Genomic DNA, 16,453 nt, shown 5'->3' with positions numbered 1-16,453 from the left:
AAAAAGCCCTTTTTAGGGCTTTTTTGGATACGTTCTGATTAGCTTTCCAAAGTTAAATAAAGTAAGCTCCCTTCAGAGAGGTTTAATACTCTCTAAGTGAAGTGAATTTTTCTAAGAATGTTCTTTTTATTATACAAGCCCTAATGAGGAAGGTTGTTTTGAAAATGAGACCCAAGAAAAAATTAGTTATTAGCATCATCATTGGTTTTGTTTTGTTTTCTTCCTATTATCTACTAAAAAATTTATTCTTAAAAGAACATGCTACACACGTTTCAGAAAATGAGTTCAAACCTTCATTTCTAAATGACAAATTAGCTACCATCTACCTTTCAGCATCAATTGATTATCAGCGTGAAGGGAGCTACACAATATATATGAATAAAAAAGGTGAATTAACTACTTCAGAAGGTGATGCAATTGAATTAGGTTCTATTGCTCAAGGTGAACAGATGTTACTGAAAGAAAACCCTTCAGAAATCAATATTCTTGGGAAAAAAACTGCTCATTTTAAGTTCAAAAATAAAGTACATACTGGTTATGGACAAGCTAATGGATATTTAAAGAACAAAGAAATATTTTATACATTAAACAACCAAGGTTTTGGAGAGAAGGACTATAAAAGTTTAATTAGATGGGGCAACAGTCAAAACTTTCACGAGCAGATTTTAAATGGATACTTTGTTAGTACAGGAAACGACGAAGATAAAATTTACGTGATCAATCAAAATATGGATACTGATCGATCTACTTTTCATGAATTGAATTTAGAGGACAAACCGACTCTTCAAAATGGTGGTCATATTAAACTCATTAATGAAGACTGGGAAGTTTATTCAAATATTATCATTAAGGACAAATTAGCTTATTTTATCCTCTATCACACTCCTGAAGATTCTAAGGATGTGTCTTTTAAAGTAGCAGTATTTGATATAGAAAAGAAAAAATTAAGAGGAGCATATTTACTTGGCAGCTATAAAAGTGAAGATCAACTAATTCCACCAAATGAAAAGCACTTCTATATAAAAGACGATATTTTATATCACTTAACTGCAAATTCTAAGATTTATACATTTAACACAAAAACGATGAAACCAGAAGAATCCTATTCCTTAGAGCATGAGGAAGGACTCAATGTTAAATTCGTCTATTTAAATTCTGATCATATCTACTTATTAAACCAAAAAAAGACTGGAGAATATGAAATTACTTCTTATTCATACCAAAAGGGAAAAAGATTGAATTCTTTAAAGATAAAAGGTCTCGACAAAATTCTGGATAAGAATCATGTATCTGAATATGATTTTTTGATGTTAGAACAAAATAGAAATGATATTCTCAAAATATTTAATAAGTGATTCTAAAAGGAGAATTGATATGACTTATTTAGAATTCGCATTCGGCTTGCTTCCAGTCAGTATGATCATCGCTTCTTTTATCGTCACATTGATTGTACAAAAGGTTTGTTTCATGCCAGTTGTGAGCTTTATCATTTTACTCATCCTGACATTTACACTTTTTAATGTCTCCTTCTTAGGCTGGGCAGTTGTTTACACTTTTGGCTCATTCATTGCTTCATATATAGCATTATTCATCATGAAAATTTTAAATAAAAAGAGGTCTTAAATACATTTAAAAAGCCCTTTACAGGGGCTTTTCTTCTTTCACTATCGTTTTTCCACTGGATGAATGTCTTCTCCCAAAAAGGCGATATTAGGCTCTCCACTCTTTTCTAGAAATTCAGCAATTTCTTGCAGCTCTTGATCGATACGGTCATTCCTTGGCATATCCGGGTTTAACAGAAGGATGGAGTGAATCGTTGTCGCTGTTTCATACAAGACATGTTGATCTTTTATCTGTTGGATGCATTGTTTCATACGATCGAAAAACCATTCGATCTCTTCCGTTTCTTCCATCGGATAATGTGCCATTTTGAAGAGATTCTGCTGACGAAGATCCTGCCTCTCAAATATGTGTTCAAGCTCTTCTTTACTGACATATAAATCAGAATCTTCCTCCTTAATCTCTACTACTTCGACCATCGCATCTTCAGCTGTATATAACTTCTCAATAAAGTCATCGAAAGTTTCTGCCAGCTTAAAATCTACTTCCAGCTCTAAATCAAAATAGTGAATAGAAGGATGTTCCTTCGTTTCTCGATAATCCATGGCGATCCATGTATCTTCTTCTCCGCTGATGAATACAAGTCCCTCAGGCAGCTCCAATTCATCACTTAACTGGGGACTATTCATGATGCCACCATGCCACCATTTTTGGCGATTCCTCTTAGATGGTCAAATTGAACATGATCCTCAGCCCATGAATTCGGCTGTTCCGTTGGAAAAGCATTTCGAACTGTAAAACCACCGTTCCATTCTAAAATGAGCTTTTTATATGTATCAGGTAAAGTGACACCAAGTCTTCCCTCTGCTTCACGAATTTTTTCCTCATCTATCTTTTCTAACGTGAAAGGACTCTCTTCTTCTTTCTCCCAAAATGGTTTCAAAGTGGATGCCTCCCTACATCTATTGAGATAAGTATAACATTGAGCAACTGTTCATATTTGCTCATTCTACTTCATAAAAAAACAGACTATTAAAGTCTGTTTTAATCTTGTCTATACGTTTTCAGAGGTTGTATTTCGATCAATCATAGTCGTGTTTCGATTTGATTTTTGTTGTTCCTCCATTGTTGTATTCCGAATTGATTTTGTTTCAATAATTTTCAAAGCTTCTGCTGTTGAAACACTTAACAATACAATGACTAGTAATTTTTTAATAATCATACAGACACTCTCCTTTTTGAATATCATTTTGAGCTTTAAGAGCCTTTCTATAATATTCGGCAGCTTTTTCAAAGTCCCCCTTTTTTTCATAAGATAATCCTATACTTTGAGCAAATGCCTCGACATAGACATATAGTTGCTTTTCCTCAAAATAATCTAGCACTTCTTGAATTGCTTTCTCATTAGCATCTATATAAATCGCTTTTAAAGCTTTAAATAACATCAAACACAACGAATCATTTCTCTCTAAGGAGCACTTAAGACCATCTTCTACGAGTGGAGCGGCTTCATCATGTTGACTAGACTTATACAACGACCAACTTAAACTAAATAGGCTGATTGGTTTTATATCAATACTTCGTAGTGTAATAATGTCTAAAACTTCTCTGTAGCGTAAGATTGCTTCAGTGTACTTTTGTTGTCGATCATATGTATTCGCTATGTTCAATAGAATTTTAGCAATTAACATATTATCGGCGAGCTCTTCTGCTATAGAAAAAGCTGTATTTAGATGCTCTAATGACTTGTCATATCGCTTGAAATCATCATAATTTCCTGCAATAACAATCAAGCTTTGTATTTGGCGAACTTTATATTGTCCATGCTGCTTATAGATGTCTAAGGCTTTTATAATATGATGCATGGAAACGTGCGTTTGTTTCATAATATAGTAGGCTTCTGCCACCTTAAAGTGAAACTCCGCTTGCTCAATATCATCGACAACCAGTGCGAGCTGCCTTTCAGCGATCTTATAATATTGAATAGCCTGTATGTATTCTTTCTTACTAAACTCATACATTCCTCTAAAAAAAGCATTATAGTATTGCAGCATACCAGAAAGTTGATGATTTGAATTTTCGATTTTAACAACCAAATCAGAAACAGAAGGCGATCGTTTTTCTGAAGGTTTAATATAATCGAGCATAAGCTGATGTCGAAAACACATTAATTGATAATAAATGAGCAGGTCTTGATCCTCTTCCATCCGTTCAATTTCTTGTTCTACCTCTGCTTTCAAAATCTCTGCATCGGGTACACTGAATTGCCGAATCATTTTATACCATTCATTTATTTTCACACCTACATGTGAAGAAAGAACTTTCTCCATTCCTTTTTCCCCTTCCACTTTTTTCCCTTATATTACATTTATTATCACATATAGGAATTTACAAAGCACCGAAAAGAAACCGCAAAAAGAACAATTGTTACATCAATAAACCTTTGGCACATTATCATTACAAAACAAAAAGGCAGACTCATTGCAGTCTGCCTTCATCTTCTAGATTTCCATGAGAACACCTTTTGTCTTCAGGTAATCTGCAATGAATCATTTAACCACTCTTCACAATGTTCAATAAGCCACCTCAAATATTCAACATATTGACCGGCATGATAGCCATCACAAACAGCATGATGTACTTGAATGGCAACGGGCAAAATGATTTTTCCTTCTTCCACCTTAAATTTGCCTATCGTAAATATTGGCAGTAAATAAGCTTCATCTGTAGATACATTAAGGTTAAAAGAAGTAAAATCAATCCACGGTAGACTTGAAATATTGAACATGTTTTCTGGCATATGAGGTTTCGGAAATAGGTTGCTGCTTTTGCTAAATGTTTCAATATCGGCTACACAGCTTTTATAAAACTGAGCAAAGTTTTCATCAAAAGGCGTCCAAATACTTGAAAACGTCTTTGTTTCTTTATTTAGAATTGTATAACTAGGATGGAGAATCTCCCAGTAACCCAGTTCATCGTTCACTTGATCCATCCGAAACTCAGGAATTTTTTGCACAGCTCTTGCTAACAAATAAATTTGCACAGGATATACTTTTAGCTTTTTTTCTTTTAATATTGCATGCAATTTCGTGATGTCTAGATTGATCACCAGGCTATATGAGCATCGGGTTAACGTCATATAATGGTGAAAGTGCTCTTTTCGCGGATAATTTTCGTCTATTTGTTTAAACAATTTTATCTCCTCCTGAATGTGATTTACTGTATTCAGGAGGAGACTTTATCTGTTTTCACCACCACAATCATCCTTTCAAGAGATATGTCATGTTTCTGTCCATTCAAAGTCTACCATGAGCTTTGCCTACGTTAAAGCCTGCAGCAACTCTTCGTAAGTCATCTTGCCCAACGTGAATTTTTCTAGTGCTATATATGTTTTCTCCGCTGAGGTATTCATTCTATTATGACATTCATTCACTAACTCATTTTCATTTGTTATTGGCTCATGTATATGTTCTTTTTTTCGAAATGCTTCATAATATCTTATACCAAATATTCTCTGGGACATCGCATTGATGTGAATTCCGTCCGGGTTAGGTATGAGGCCTTTCGCAGTAACATAATAACAATTTTCATGATGATGTGCAGATTTTTGTAGTTCCTCATTGATCAGTTGATATTCCACACATCCTGCGCCAAATGCTCTCTTTCCCAAGAAATCGCCCAAACCTCCTATCAAAAGCGGAATGTTAGGTGCAGATAATTCAGTTCTTAGCTCATGAAATAATCTTAGTATTTTTTCATAATATGCTTTGTACTTCCCATCTTGGCTGTCACTTTCTCCTTGATGCCATAATATCCCGGCCAATTCGCTATTTTCCTTTGCAAATTTAGCTTCATTTATTGCATGACGAAATAAAGCCCCCTCTCGTGACCACTCATCAATGGAACTGCCACCTTCGGCACATGGAATCAGACCAATCTTCTCTCCTTCATGATCCTTACACCAAGCCTCCGCAAAGGAAGCCGCCAGTCCAACGCCAGCTACCGGCCTATCAAAATGAATAGGTTCAGTCATCATTTGCCATCTACCATTTCGCAGCATCATGATTCTTTCATTATAAATTGGCGGCACTTCATGCATGAAGCCTCGACCCGCCATATTGGATTGTCCAATTAGTAAAAATGACTTCATATCATTTTCCCCTCCACTGTGTATTCACCTGAACGTTATCAGTTAACCCTTCCACTGTTATTTCTAGAATTTCAACAATTTCTTAAAATTCCCTTTTCAGATTAACATTTGTCTATTTTTGTCGAAAGCAAAGTAAAAAGGAATTGTTTATTGTAATATTCTTATGCATCTATAAATCAGGAGGATCTACTATGAAGAAATATTTTGTATTATTTTTTACTTGTTTATTATTGTTAACAGCTTGTAGCAGCGCAGCATCTACTAAAAAACAGCTCACCACAGACAACCTTATTGAAGCTTTCCAAAGTGCAGGGCTTGAAGCAGAAAAACCAACTGATCTTGAACAAAAAGAGTTTGGAAATATAAGAGAAGAAGGAAAAAGGATTCTCATTCCCTCTTTAGGCGAAAATGCTGGTGGAAGGATTTTTAAATTTGGAAATGAAACTGATCTTAAACAGTCCAAATCTTATTACGATGAGTTGGGCAATACTGGATCTATGTTCTTCTCTCACACATATTCAAAAGGGAACTTCCTGTTACAAATGAACGGAGAAATGAAAGATTCTGAGTTTGAAAAATATAAGAAAGTGATGGATGAAGAAATAAAATAGATTTATTTTTAATAAAAATTTCAATCCAGCTCATGGAGGTAACATTTTAGAAATGTCTTAATAATAAAAATGAAGTAGGTTTATGAACCCATGAACCTACTTCACTAGCTTTAATATATAAAGTCGCTGTATAGATCAGACTGAATTACATTATTAGGGGATAAACCCGATTTCGAAACCATTTCTTTCACCTTTTTAACTATCTCTTTTGAACTTCTTGGGGAAACGTATATCTTTTGAATTAGCCTATTCAATTCACACGGAACCAAATTTCCGTTTGGACATGAGAACTCGTAAGACTGTCTTTCAAACTCTTCAATTTTTTCATCCCATTTCTCACTTGGAATACATTTTCTTTCAAACAAACCCTCTAAAGAGAGTGTGTCAACCCTGCTCGCAATAATCATCAATCTAAGCTCGTTTTCGTGAGAAAAAGATTTTCTTTTATAGAATAAGGTGTCATAAATATTTCTACTAGTCATTTCCTTTTTAAAGTCAATATATTGTAATTTTCCAAAGAATAATCTGTATCTTAAATCGTTAATCGAGTGTATTAAATCATTGCAGTTTGTTTTTATAGCCACCCCATCATGCCCACCAAGATATAAATCCCACATAGCAGCACTTTCATGTTTATTCATATGCCAACATGAGATAGCAGCAAACTCCTGAATCTTTTTCATGTATTCTCTAGAAGCTAAAAGTTCTCCATCATCTTTATATTGCTCAACTTCCCAGTTAGAATAACTTCCTTCGAGAGGGTCCTCAAATTTATTAGGTTTGGAGAAATACATAGCTTTGCTCTTAAGCAATGAATCCAGTTTTTTCAAATCCATGAATTTCCAAACAATAGGATTTCCGTCAACTTTATATTGCTCACTATAATCATAAACGGATTCAAAATCCATTGCGTGCGCATATGCTTTCATTTTATATTCTATGTCCAATAATTTTCTTCCTCCATTTCTGATTTGGATATTAATTATACACTTTTTAATTTTATCAAGAAATCACAGATTTTAATAATTGCAGAATCACATCTGGAATCTAATTTAACCAAAGTGAAACATGAGTAAGCAACACGAAAACAACTTAAAGAAGAAAAAGGCATCAATTAAGAACTGTAAAAATATGATCAATTACCAACATTAATTTAATAAACTAGATGCACTCCATACCCACTCATGTTACCATTAATTAACACAAAAATAAGGTCAGGTGATTAAAGTGAAATTTACTGAGATAGAAATAGATAACATAAAAAATTTACTCGCTGATATTAAACAAGATGAAGTCGGAGGAATGATCGATCAACATTTTAGAAAGATTATTAGAAAAAAAGACACTAATTTTGAAACATTTCGAGCTAATTATTCTGACTTTGATTATAATGCCGTAATTGGATGGGAAGGACAATCATACTACTATGGATATAAAGAAAGTTTTTATAATATAGCTCATCAATCTATTGAACATGCAAATTTAAATTCTGACATAATTGTGTACTCAGTAATTTTTAATTATAGACATTATCTAGAATTGGTTCTAAAGGATTTGATTACAAAATTTCAAATTTTTTTTAGAGTTCCTCTATCGACTACAATTACTCATAATTTAAAAGAATTAAAAAATACTTTAATAGAAATACTTAAAAATGAAAATTTAGATTTTTTAATTTCTTCTACTCAAATCAAAATTATTGATGATTTTCATGAACTTGACAGCAAAAATGATGCTTTCAGATTTGTTTATAATAGACAAGGAGGGCTCAACCATACATTTGACCATAAAGAAATAAATTTATTAAACTTACATTACACCATGAATGAAGTTTATGACGACTTTAACTCAATAGATTCCCTCTTTGAACCAGATTGTTTCTTTGATGATGATTATATTAGACCTTATTATGAAAGTTTTATTATTGCATTACAACAACATATCTCAAATTCAAAAATAAAACAGATTGATTCAATAAATAAAATTAAAGAAAGGATTCTTGATTTCCAACATAAGTTAAGAAAAGACGGCCCAGCCTTCAGTTTTAAAGAAGAGGATATTAGCCAACATTCAAATCCATATGAATTTATAATTAAAAGTAACGAGATTAAAATATCCTTTATACTTCATATAGAAAATAATTGCAAATTTATCAAAATTATTTAAATGTTATAGTAATTAAACTCATAAACCTTTATTTTTAGTTTTCGCTTTAAACCTCTTTAAATTTTTCTAATTAAGTTCATGTATACCCTCCAAAAGACAACGGTTAGGTAATCAAATGGAGGGTATATTAAATTGACCACACAATACTTCTCAGTATGGTTATTTTTTCATGACAAAAGCCATCCTTGAATAATTCAAGAATGGCTTTTCATCAACGTCTTTTCATATGATTCCGACTGGGCTCGAACCAGCGACCTCTACCCTGTCAAGGTAGCGCTCTCCCAGCTGAGCTACGGAATCGGGTTATGTATCAGTTCTGGGCTTTCTGTTACTGACAGTCTCTATTATATAATCATCATGATCCGTCGTCAATGGTTTTGTTCAAAAAAGGTCAAAAAGCCGGCGGCTGTGCCGGCTTTTTTCTCTTCTTTATGATTGGTTTACAAGAACAGGCTTTAGTTGATCGAGTGCTTGTTTGAAGTCGCGTTTGAGGTCTTCTCCGTTTTCTACTCCTACACTTAATCGAAGCAGGCCGTCCGTAATCCCTCTTTTTTCTCTTTCTTCTTTTGGCATAGCAGCATGTGACATTTTGGCTGGGTATGACAGAATGGATTCGACGGCGCCAAGGCTGACGGCGAATACAGGTAATGTGACAGCATCCACTAATTCTTTGACCGCTGCTTGGTTTTCTAATTCAAATGAGAGAACTGCTCCAGCTCCGCTTGCTTGCTTTCGCTGAATGTCTGCCCCAGGATGGTCATCTAAGCCTGGATAGTATACTTTTTTCACCGCAGGATGCTCTTTGAGGAATGAAGCGAGTTCAAATGCCGTTTGGCTTGCTTTTTCTAATCTGACTTGAAGGGTTTTTAACCCTCTTAATACGAGCCAGCAATCCTGCACGCCAAGGACCGCACCGAAGGAGTTTTGCAGAGAATAGAGTTCTTCTCCCAGTTTCTCGTCTTTCACTACAGCTAAGCCTGACAGTACATCACTATGACCGCTCAAAAATTTCGTTGCGCTGTGCAGGACTACGTCAACGCCAAGGTCAAGCGGACGCTGAAGAGCGGGTGTTAAAAATGTATTATCTAAAAATGTCAGACAGTCATGTTCTTTGGCAAGCTGGACGACGCCCCTAATATCCGTAATCCCTAGAGTCGGGTTTGACGGCGTTTCCATGTAAATGACTTTTGTATTCGATTGAATGCCTCTTTTGACTTCATTCAAATCCGTCATGTCCACAAAGGTATGCTCAATGCCAAATCGCGAAAGAACTTGAGTAATCATTCTGAAAGTACCGCCATACACATCTCTTGTGACAAGGACGTGATCTCCTTTTGATAATAGAAGAAAAGCGGTTGAGATGGCTGCCATGCCTGATGCAAAAGCAAGCCCTCGTGTTCCTCCTTCTAGCGCCGCAATCGTATCCTCTAACGCTTGACGTGTAGGAGTCCCCGATCTTGAGTAGTCATATTGACCAAAATCATCGAAGCTGCTTTGATGAAAGGTGGACGCATGCTGAATCGGCACACTGACTGCACCTGTTGAACGGTCTGTTTTGAATGCATTATGAACGAGTTGGGTTTCGAATGTCCAATCATGTGTGGTCATTTGGCATGTACCTCCTCTTTTACTTGTGATAGTGCCTGTTTTAGGTCTGCCTTCAGGTCATCTACGTGCTCAATACCAACGGAGAAACGGAGCAGTTTGTTACACACACCGTTTGCAATGCGAATTTCCGCAGGAATATCCATGTGCGTTTGCGTCGCAGGATACGTAATGAAGCTTTCGACTCCGCCAAGACTTTCAGCAAAACATATCGTTTTCAGATGCTTTAAAAATGGATTGACCCAGTCCTCTTCGGCTACACGGAATGACAGCATTCCTCCCTTGCCTGGGTAAAGGACATCTTGAATTTCTGGCTGTTTCTTTAAAAACTCAGCTAGCTCCTTCGCATTTGCCTCGTGCTGGCGCATTCTAAGAGCCAGTGTTTTCATCCCTCTCATTAACAGCCATGAGTCAAACGGAGATAAAACGGCGCCAATTGCGTTTTGATGCTGGAACATGTCTTCAGAGAGCTTCTCTCCTTTTGTCACCACAAGCCCGGCAAGAACGTCATTGTGTCCACCTAAATATTTGGTTGCACTATGGATGACAATGTCCGCTCCAAGCGTAATCGGCTTTTGCAAAACGGGTGTGTAAAAGGTGTTATCGACAATGACCAAAGCGCCATGTTCTTTTGCAATCTTCGCTATTTTTTGAATATCCGCTTCCTGCATAAGTGGATTTGTCGGCGTTTCAATAAAGACTGCTTTTGTGTTTGACGTGATTTTAGAGCGTAAACAGTCTTCATCTGAAAAATCATCGTAAAGAAAACGTAAGCCGTACTTTTTCCATTCGTTTTCAAACAAACGGTATGTACCGCCATATAGGTCTGATGAGACGATGAGTTCATCACCGCTTTCAAATAGCGCCATGATCGTTTGGATCGCAGCCATTCCCGAACTGAAGGCAAATCCGGCCGTCCCTTCTTCGAGTGAAGCAATTGCATCCTCTACAAGCTGTCTTGTTGGGTTTTTCGTACGAATGTAATCAAATCCGGTTGATTCCCCTATGCCTCTATGTCTGTATGCTGTTGAAAGATAAACGGGGGGACTGACCGTACCAGTCGCCTCTTCGCTGCGGTTTCCAATTTGCGCTAATGTCGTTTCCACATGTTCTGTCATTTGACACCATCCTAAGTAAAAATCTGATTTCAAAACAGAAAACCCCTTCTTCATAAGAAGAAGGGGTTTTAATCGCTTCCTCTTATCTTCCAAGCAAAAAAGCTGCTTGCTGGATTTAGCACCTTGGTACATCACATGAAGTGATGCATACCGGTTGCTGAGGTTTCAAAGGGCCAGTCCCTCCACCTCTCACGATAAGAATGTGTTGTCTGTCTGTTCTAATTCTTAATACTGTAACGCATTAAATCTCATTTTTCAAGAGGAATCTGAACAATTAATTGAAATTTTCTGTATTTTATAACAGATTCGGTGTTAACTGAATTGATTGCATGTTAGCATATAGGAACAACGCTATTTTTCATGTTACAATGAATGGAAACGTTTCACTTTGTGATGAAATCGGTTAGCTGGAGGAATGGATTATGGTGAAGAAAACAGGCATTATTCAAGAAGAAACCTTACATTCAAAAGAACTTGGGGCGGATATGACCCTTTTGATCTATTTGCCAGTCAATTATTCCCCCCTTTATACATATCATGTCATCATTGCCCAAGATGGTCATGATTATTTCCGCTTAGGCAAAATAGGCAGACAGGCAGAAGAATTGATGCAAAACAAAGAAATGGAACGCTCCATTATCATTGGTGTTCCTTATGAAAATGTCACGGAAAGACGGAATACGTATCATCCAGACGGCACAAAATTTGAAGCGTATAAACGCTTTTTAGCAAATGAACTTGTCCCTTATATTGATACGCATTATCCAACCTATCAAATTGGCTCAGGTCGCACGTTTATTGGTGATTCACTGGGTGCTACGATTTCTCTTATGACAGCGATTGATTATCCTTCTTTATTTGGCGGACTCATTTTGCAGTCCCCTTACGTCGATGAGTCAGTCTTAGAAGCTGTTAAACAGTCGACAGCCCTTTCTCATTATGCGATTATCCATCAAATTGGACTGGAAGAAACGGCTGTGAAAACAACAGATGGCCAAGTGCTTGATTTTATTCAGCCAAACGACGATTTAAAGGCACTTCTTGAACAGTCAGGTGCAGATTATTTATTTGAGACATTCGAAGGGGATCATAAATGGACGTTTTGGCAGCCGCTCATTGCGCCTTCGTTAAAAAGAATGCTCCCATATTCGTTAATCAACTGAATTTTGTTATAATAAACAATAATAAATACTTTCTTAATCAGGAGGGAACACGATGAAATACGGAGTTGTTATTTTTCCATCAAAAAAATTGCAAGATATTGCGAACTCTTACCGGAAGCGTTATGATCCGAACTATGCACTCATACCGCCTCATTTAACATTAAGAACACCTTTTGAATTAACGGATCTAGAAGCGGCTGAGGTCGTCTCAACGTTAAGAGAGTATGCAAAAAATGTTTCTCCTATTACATTACGTATTAAAAAATTCAGTTCATTCGCTCCTGTAAACAACGTCATTTATATGAAAGTAGAACCGAACGAGGAAATCATGGCGCTCAATGAAAGATTGTACGCAGATCCACTTGAAGGTACACCTGAATATGCCTTTGTTCCGCATGTGACAGTGGCTCAAAAACTATCAGATGATGAGCATTCAGACGTACTTGGCACATTAAAGCTGAGAAAGATTGACCATGAAGAAACAGTGGATCGCTTCCACCTTTTATATCAATTAGAGAACGGATCTTGGACCGTCTATGAAACATTTATTTTAGGAGAAGAGGGTTAAGTACACTTGAAAACAGTCATCGCAACAGCACAAACACAACGAGAAGATGCATATTACGTTCGAAAAGAAGTATTCGTCAAAGAACAAGAAGTCCCAATAGAGATTGAAATAGATGAACTAGAAGACGAGGCCATTCATTTTGTCATTTATAACGATGAAATGAAGCCTCAAGCAGCCGCTAGATTACGGATCATTGAAGGGCCAAAGGCAAAGCTAGAACGAATTTGTGTGTTAAAAGAGGCGCGCGCTTTCGGCCTTGGCCACAAACTATTAGAAGCGCTGGAAACAGAAGCCATTGCGAATGGAGCGAAGGAAGCGGTTATGCACGCACAAGTCCAAGCTCTTCCTTTCTACGAAAAAAAAGGCTACAAAGCCGTATCTGAACCGTTTGAAGAAGCGGGGATCACACATGTCAAAATGACAAAAACACTGTCTGTTTGACCAAAAGAAAAGCCAGAGCATTCAAGATGCCCTGGCTTTTCTTTCTTTATCATCGTTCGTCAATGGAAGAAAGCGCAATCATTTATATATACGTATTAATATGAACGCCTTTGCCTTCCTCCATAAACATATCTCGTACAAAGCGTTCCCGCTTTTTTTGTTGTACTTTCGTTTCCGCTTCTGTCACTAAGTCCTCTTTTTTCTCCAGCTCTCTGTATATCTTGTCATGAAAGGTGCGAGTAACCTTAGTTACTTTCGCGTAGTCTTCTTTATCCTGAGGAGCAGGACGATTGATATATTGAAAATACAGATCCGGCTGAATCGGGGCTATATATCCCATCAAGAACGCCTCCTTTGCTTCTCTTCTACTCTACTATTCCCTAATTAATACTGTTTGAAACACGTCTCATTTGATATGATTAGATGTGTTTCTTTTTAAGATTGATTAACTATTGGAGGACTAGCTTTGAAATGCGCACGACGACATGATCGAACGATCTCATTACATACGTATTCGAGAGAACATTATCAATTCCTCCATGACGAGGGAAAAAAAGGGCACTTATTCTGCCCATATTGCGGACAACCAGTCTTTTTCAGATTAAATATACATGAAGAACCTGCCTTTATTCATAAACATATGTCTCAGCAAGTGCTGTGTGAACAAGCAGAAGAACAAGAAGATCAGAAAAAACACGCAGATCGAGAGGAAAGTGCTTCTTATAAAGAACTTGGGGGCTTCCGTTTTCCAACAGGTAAACAAATCATCTCGCAAACGAATGAATCATATGACTGGCAGGAACCAAGGTCGATTCAATTTAGTGATGCGTTACATTTAGAAGAGAATGAACAAGCACATACCATCGATCTCTTTCCGCATATCACCTTTAGCACACCGCAGCTTCAAGCTGTCACACATAAAGACGGTCCAATGCTGGTGCTGGCTGGCGCTGGCAGCGGGAAAACAAGAGTCCTGACAGCAAGAGCGGCTTATCTCATGTCACATCATCATATTCCTGCTCACCATATCTTACTCGTGACTTTCACCACAAAAGCCAGCAGTGAAATGAAAGAAAGACTGCGCAAGCAATATCAGCTTCACCCATCACAAGCAAGCCAAGTGGTGACAGGCACCTTCCACAGTCTTTTTTATAAAATGCTGCTTCACGATGACGCAAATAAATGGAATGGCCAGTACCTGATCAAGTTTGATTGGCAGAAGGAACAGTACATTCGGAAAGCCATCATGAATGAAGGACTAGATGAAAAAAACTACCCTACCGATCAAGTCCTGCAATCGATCGGCTATTGGAAAAATGCTTTTTTACCAGGTGAGCTTCCTGATTTGAAGGATGAAAAGGAAAAGCACATGTGGACGATCTATCAATCTTATGAACATCAAAAACGAGACAATCAGCAATTTGACTTTGATGACATGGCCATTGCCTGCTTGCACATGCTGACTGAAAAGCCTGAACTGCTAAAACGGTATCAAGAACGATTCCAGTATATTTTAGTGGATGAATTTCAGGATATTAATCCAGTACAATATCAATTAATTCAACTTTTAGCCGGAGAATCAGAGCAGCTATTTTGTGTCGGTGATGATGATCAAGCCATTTATGCCTTTAGGGGCAGTAATCCTGCTTTCATTCTTGAATTCAAACTAGATTATCCTTCGGCTCAGATTGTCCATTTACATGCCAATTATCGGTCGCATCATACAATTGTCGCAAGTGCGGATGCCATTATTAAGAAAAATCAGCATCGTTATGAGAAAACGTTAAAAGCCGTCCGATCGGAGACAATCCCTCCTATGCTCTTTTATCCATATGACGAGGAAGAGGAAGCGACCATGATCGTGGCAGATATTCAGGAGAAAATTAAAAACGGCGCAAAGCCGAATGATATCTGCGTGCTCTTTCGCACCAATACGGGAGGCCGCGCGATTTATGAGCGTCTGCATCAATCCGCGATTCCGTATGAGACGGAGGCTGGTGTCAAAGCCTTCTACAGCAGACGAATTGTTCGGGTTCTTCTCGCCTTTCTCTCTTTAAGTCAGGATGCCGATGATGTAGCTGCTATGAAACAGCTGCTTCCGGTTTTCTTTTTAAAGCAGCAGACCTTAAACACAATGAAGGCACTGACCATCACGGAAGATTGTTCAATGGTCGACGCACTCGGAAAACTAACTGATATTCAGCCGTTTCAACAGAAAAAGCTGCAATCCATTGTTCCTCTGTTCCGCACGTTACGAAATTTAAAGCCGTCTGATGCTGTGGCGTTTATTGAACAAAAGATGGGACTTGGTGATTACTTAAAAAAACGAGTGAATGATACGAATGTGCTTGAAAAAGGGGCGGATGACGTACGAGATGTAAAAACCGCCGCCAAACGCTTTGAAACGATTGAAGCCTTTCTCGCACATGCCGAACACATGAAATCTGCCGAAAAGGAAAAAACAGACGAACCAGGTGTTCAGCTCATGACGATTCACCGTGCAAAGGGTCTGGAATTCCAAACGGTGTACATCACTTGCGTGGTCGACGGAGCACTGCCTCATGATTTCTCACTTGATGAACTCAGAAACGGTGATGAAGAAGCCTTGGAAGAAGAGCGCCGTTTATTATATGTGGCCATGACAAGAGCTGAACAATCTCTTTATCTATCGGTTCCATCATTTAGACGAGGGAAAACCGCTCATCGCTCGCGCTTTTTATATCCCCTACTAAAGAAAAATCGAGCATTATTCACAGAAAAACAACAGGCCCCCCTTTAAGCGGAGAGCCTGTTGTTTATTTTTTGTTGTTCATCATTTTAGCGATGGTATTGAAATCAAGCTTTTCTTTTCCACTTGTAATCGATTGAACGATTTTGTCTTCCATTTCTTTCGGTACACGTTTATTCGCAAGCTGCGCTACTTTTTTAATGACGCCTCGAACCGTTGCTTCATCTTTAAAGTTGGCATTTTGCAAAGAACCTGCAAGCTTGAAGACATCGTTCATATTCACACCTGTTTTATTTTCAACGCTTTTAAAGAATTTATTATCCATTCATTTGCCTCCTCTTTG

General features: G+C 37.4%; 17 protein-coding genes, 1 tRNA gene, 1 pseudogene and 1 riboswitch. Of the genes and pseudogenes, 8 read left to right on the top strand and 11 right to left on the bottom strand.

Annotated features, from left to right (window positions below; genetic code table 11):
• The first annotated feature begins 164 nt into the window (after window positions 1–164).
• Window positions 165–1,355: a hypothetical protein gene (locus MKZ05_RS06050; RefSeq protein ID WP_339161819.1), complete on the top strand. Its 1,191-nt coding sequence runs from the start codon at window positions 165–167 to the stop codon at window positions 1,353–1,355.
• A 19-nt stretch (window positions 1,356–1,374) separates the two neighbouring features.
• Window positions 1,375–1,623 carry a DUF2651 family protein gene (locus MKZ05_RS06045; RefSeq protein WP_339161816.1) on the top strand — a complete coding sequence of 83 codons (249 nt, stop codon included), beginning with the start codon at window positions 1,375–1,377 and terminating at the stop codon, window positions 1,621–1,623.
• A gap of 41 nt (window positions 1,624–1,664) precedes the next feature.
• On the opposite strand, the pseudogene MKZ05_RS06040 reads toward MKZ05_RS06045, so the two are convergent.
• The 5 genes and pseudogenes from MKZ05_RS06040 to MKZ05_RS06020 form a co-directional block, all read right to left on the bottom strand.
• A pseudogene (locus MKZ05_RS06040) lies at window positions 1,665–2,503 on the bottom strand (SMI1/KNR4 family protein).
• A 111-nt stretch (window positions 2,504–2,614) separates the two neighbouring features.
• Window positions 2,615–2,782, bottom strand: a complete 168-nt coding sequence (locus MKZ05_RS06035) for a RapH phosphatase inhibitor (RefSeq protein ID WP_339161813.1) — start codon at window positions 2,780–2,782, stop codon at window positions 2,615–2,617.
• Window positions 2,772–3,890, bottom strand: coding sequence for a tetratricopeptide repeat protein (locus MKZ05_RS06030; protein ID WP_339161810.1), 1,119 nt, complete (start codon window positions 3,888–3,890; stop codon window positions 2,772–2,774). The genes MKZ05_RS06035 and MKZ05_RS06030 overlap by 11 nt, the downstream gene beginning before the upstream one ends.
• A gap of 200 nt (window positions 3,891–4,090) precedes the next feature.
• Window positions 4,091–4,753, bottom strand: coding sequence for a type A chloramphenicol O-acetyltransferase (gene catA, locus MKZ05_RS06025; protein WP_339161808.1), 663 nt, complete (start codon window positions 4,751–4,753; stop codon window positions 4,091–4,093).
• A 126-nt stretch (window positions 4,754–4,879) separates the two neighbouring features.
• On the bottom strand, window positions 4,880–5,710 hold the full coding sequence (locus MKZ05_RS06020; protein WP_268458834.1) for a sialate O-acetylesterase: 831 nt from the start codon (window positions 5,708–5,710) through the stop codon (window positions 4,880–4,882).
• Between the two features lie 191 nt (window positions 5,711–5,901).
• Between MKZ05_RS06020 and MKZ05_RS06015 the strand changes: the two genes are divergently transcribed.
• Complete coding sequence (locus tag MKZ05_RS06015) at window positions 5,902–6,321, top strand: stress protein (RefSeq protein ID WP_339161803.1); 420 nt, start codon at window positions 5,902–5,904, stop codon at window positions 6,319–6,321.
• A 110-nt stretch (window positions 6,322–6,431) separates the two neighbouring features.
• On the opposite strand, the gene MKZ05_RS06010 is transcribed toward MKZ05_RS06015, so the two are convergent.
• Window positions 6,432–7,268 (bottom strand): DUF2971 domain-containing protein, encoded by an 837-nt coding sequence (locus tag MKZ05_RS06010; RefSeq protein WP_339161801.1) that lies wholly within the window; start codon window positions 7,266–7,268, stop codon window positions 6,432–6,434.
• Window positions 7,269–7,548: 280 nt separating this feature from the next.
• Between MKZ05_RS06010 and MKZ05_RS06005 the strand changes: the two genes are divergently transcribed.
• Window positions 7,549–8,487: a hypothetical protein gene (locus MKZ05_RS06005; protein WP_339161799.1), complete on the top strand. Its 939-nt coding sequence runs from the start codon at window positions 7,549–7,551 to the stop codon at window positions 8,485–8,487.
• Window positions 8,488–8,714: 227 nt separating this feature from the next.
• On the opposite strand, the gene MKZ05_RS06000 is transcribed toward MKZ05_RS06005, so the two are convergent.
• From MKZ05_RS06000 to MKZ05_RS05990, 3 genes are all read right to left on the bottom strand, one after another.
• Window positions 8,715–8,787 (bottom strand) — tRNA-Val (locus MKZ05_RS06000).
• Between the two features lie 129 nt (window positions 8,788–8,916).
• Window positions 8,917–10,095 carry a cystathionine beta-lyase gene (gene metC, locus MKZ05_RS05995; protein ID WP_050945248.1) on the bottom strand — a complete coding sequence of 393 codons (1,179 nt, stop codon included), beginning with the start codon at window positions 10,093–10,095 and terminating at the stop codon, window positions 8,917–8,919.
• Window positions 10,092–11,210, bottom strand: a complete 1,119-nt coding sequence (locus MKZ05_RS05990) for a methionine biosynthesis PLP-dependent protein (RefSeq protein WP_339161796.1) — start codon at window positions 11,208–11,210, stop codon at window positions 10,092–10,094. The genes metC and MKZ05_RS05990 overlap by 4 nt, the downstream gene beginning before the upstream one ends.
• Before the next feature lie 79 nt (window positions 11,211–11,289).
• Window positions 11,290–11,411, bottom strand: a riboswitch (SAM riboswitch).
• A 221-nt stretch (window positions 11,412–11,632) separates the two neighbouring features.
• Here MKZ05_RS05990 and MKZ05_RS05985 point away from each other — a divergent pair.
• From MKZ05_RS05985 to MKZ05_RS05975, 3 genes are read left to right on the top strand one after another with little or no spacing between them, the layout of a single operon-like run.
• Complete coding sequence (locus tag MKZ05_RS05985; RefSeq protein ID WP_012009609.1) at window positions 11,633–12,373, top strand: esterase family protein; 741 nt, start codon at window positions 11,633–11,635, stop codon at window positions 12,371–12,373.
• A 52-nt stretch (window positions 12,374–12,425) separates the two neighbouring features.
• Window positions 12,426–12,941 carry a YjcG family protein gene (locus MKZ05_RS05980; RefSeq protein ID WP_003210845.1) on the top strand — a complete coding sequence of 172 codons (516 nt, stop codon included), beginning with the start codon at window positions 12,426–12,428 and terminating at the stop codon, window positions 12,939–12,941.
• A gap of 6 nt (window positions 12,942–12,947) precedes the next feature.
• A complete protein-coding gene (locus tag MKZ05_RS05975; protein ID WP_044140428.1) occupies window positions 12,948–13,382 on the top strand; it encodes a GNAT family N-acetyltransferase in 435 nt (144 codons plus the stop codon).
• Window positions 13,383–13,464: 82 nt separating this feature from the next.
• On the opposite strand, the gene MKZ05_RS05970 is transcribed toward MKZ05_RS05975, so the two are convergent.
• Entirely contained in the window at window positions 13,465–13,722 is a 258-nt protein-coding gene (locus MKZ05_RS05970) for a hypothetical protein (RefSeq protein ID WP_003210759.1), read from the bottom strand.
• Window positions 13,723–13,848: 126 nt separating this feature from the next.
• Here MKZ05_RS05970 and MKZ05_RS05965 point away from each other — a divergent pair, with 126 nt between their 5' ends.
• Window positions 13,849–16,161, top strand: a complete 2,313-nt coding sequence (locus MKZ05_RS05965) for an ATP-dependent helicase (RefSeq protein ID WP_339161792.1) — start codon at window positions 13,849–13,851, stop codon at window positions 16,159–16,161.
• A gap of 16 nt (window positions 16,162–16,177) precedes the next feature.
• On the opposite strand, the gene MKZ05_RS05960 is transcribed toward MKZ05_RS05965, so the two are convergent.
• Entirely contained in the window at window positions 16,178–16,435 is a 258-nt protein-coding gene (locus tag MKZ05_RS05960; RefSeq protein WP_003212292.1) for a stage VI sporulation protein F, read from the bottom strand.
• Window positions 16,436–16,453 lie beyond the last annotated feature (18 nt).

Source organism: Bacillus sp. FSL M8-0277 (genome assembly GCF_037975305.1).
Taxonomy (GTDB): domain Bacteria; phylum Bacillota; class Bacilli; order Bacillales; family Bacillaceae; genus Bacillus; species Bacillus pumilus.
This window is presented reverse-complemented; position numbering and strand designations above follow the sequence as displayed.

Coding starts and splice junctions, on each gene's coding strand:
- MKZ05_RS06045 (WP_339161816.1), top strand. CDS start 1,375: ATGACTTATTTAGAATTCGCATTCGGCTTGCTTCCAGTCAGTATGATC.
- MKZ05_RS06035 (WP_339161813.1), bottom strand. CDS start 2,782: ATGATTATTAAAAAATTACTAGTCATTGTATTGTTAAGTGTTTCAACA.
- MKZ05_RS06015 (WP_339161803.1), top strand. CDS start 5,902: ATGAAGAAATATTTTGTATTATTTTTTACTTGTTTATTATTGTTAACA.
- MKZ05_RS06030 (WP_339161810.1), bottom strand. CDS start 3,890: ATGGAGAAAGTTCTTTCTTCACATGTAGGTGTGAAAATAAATGAATGG.
- metC (WP_050945248.1), bottom strand. CDS start 10,095: ATGACCACACATGATTGGACATTCGAAACCCAACTCGTTCATAATGCA.
- MKZ05_RS05980 (WP_003210845.1), top strand. CDS start 12,426: ATGAAATACGGAGTTGTTATTTTTCCATCAAAAAAATTGCAAGATATT.
- MKZ05_RS05970 (WP_003210759.1), bottom strand. CDS start 13,722: ATGGGATATATAGCCCCGATTCAGCCGGATCTGTATTTTCAATATATC.
- MKZ05_RS05960 (WP_003212292.1), bottom strand. CDS start 16,435: ATGGATAATAAATTCTTTAAAAGCGTTGAAAATAAAACAGGTGTGAAT.
- MKZ05_RS06020 (WP_268458834.1), bottom strand. CDS start 5,710: ATGAAGTCATTTTTACTAATTGGACAATCCAATATGGCGGGTCGAGGC.
- MKZ05_RS05985 (WP_012009609.1), top strand. CDS start 11,633: ATGGTGAAGAAAACAGGCATTATTCAAGAAGAAACCTTACATTCAAAA.
- MKZ05_RS06050 (WP_339161819.1), top strand. CDS start 165: ATGAGACCCAAGAAAAAATTAGTTATTAGCATCATCATTGGTTTTGTT.
- MKZ05_RS05990 (WP_339161796.1), bottom strand. CDS start 11,210: ATGACAGAACATGTGGAAACGACATTAGCGCAAATTGGAAACCGCAGC.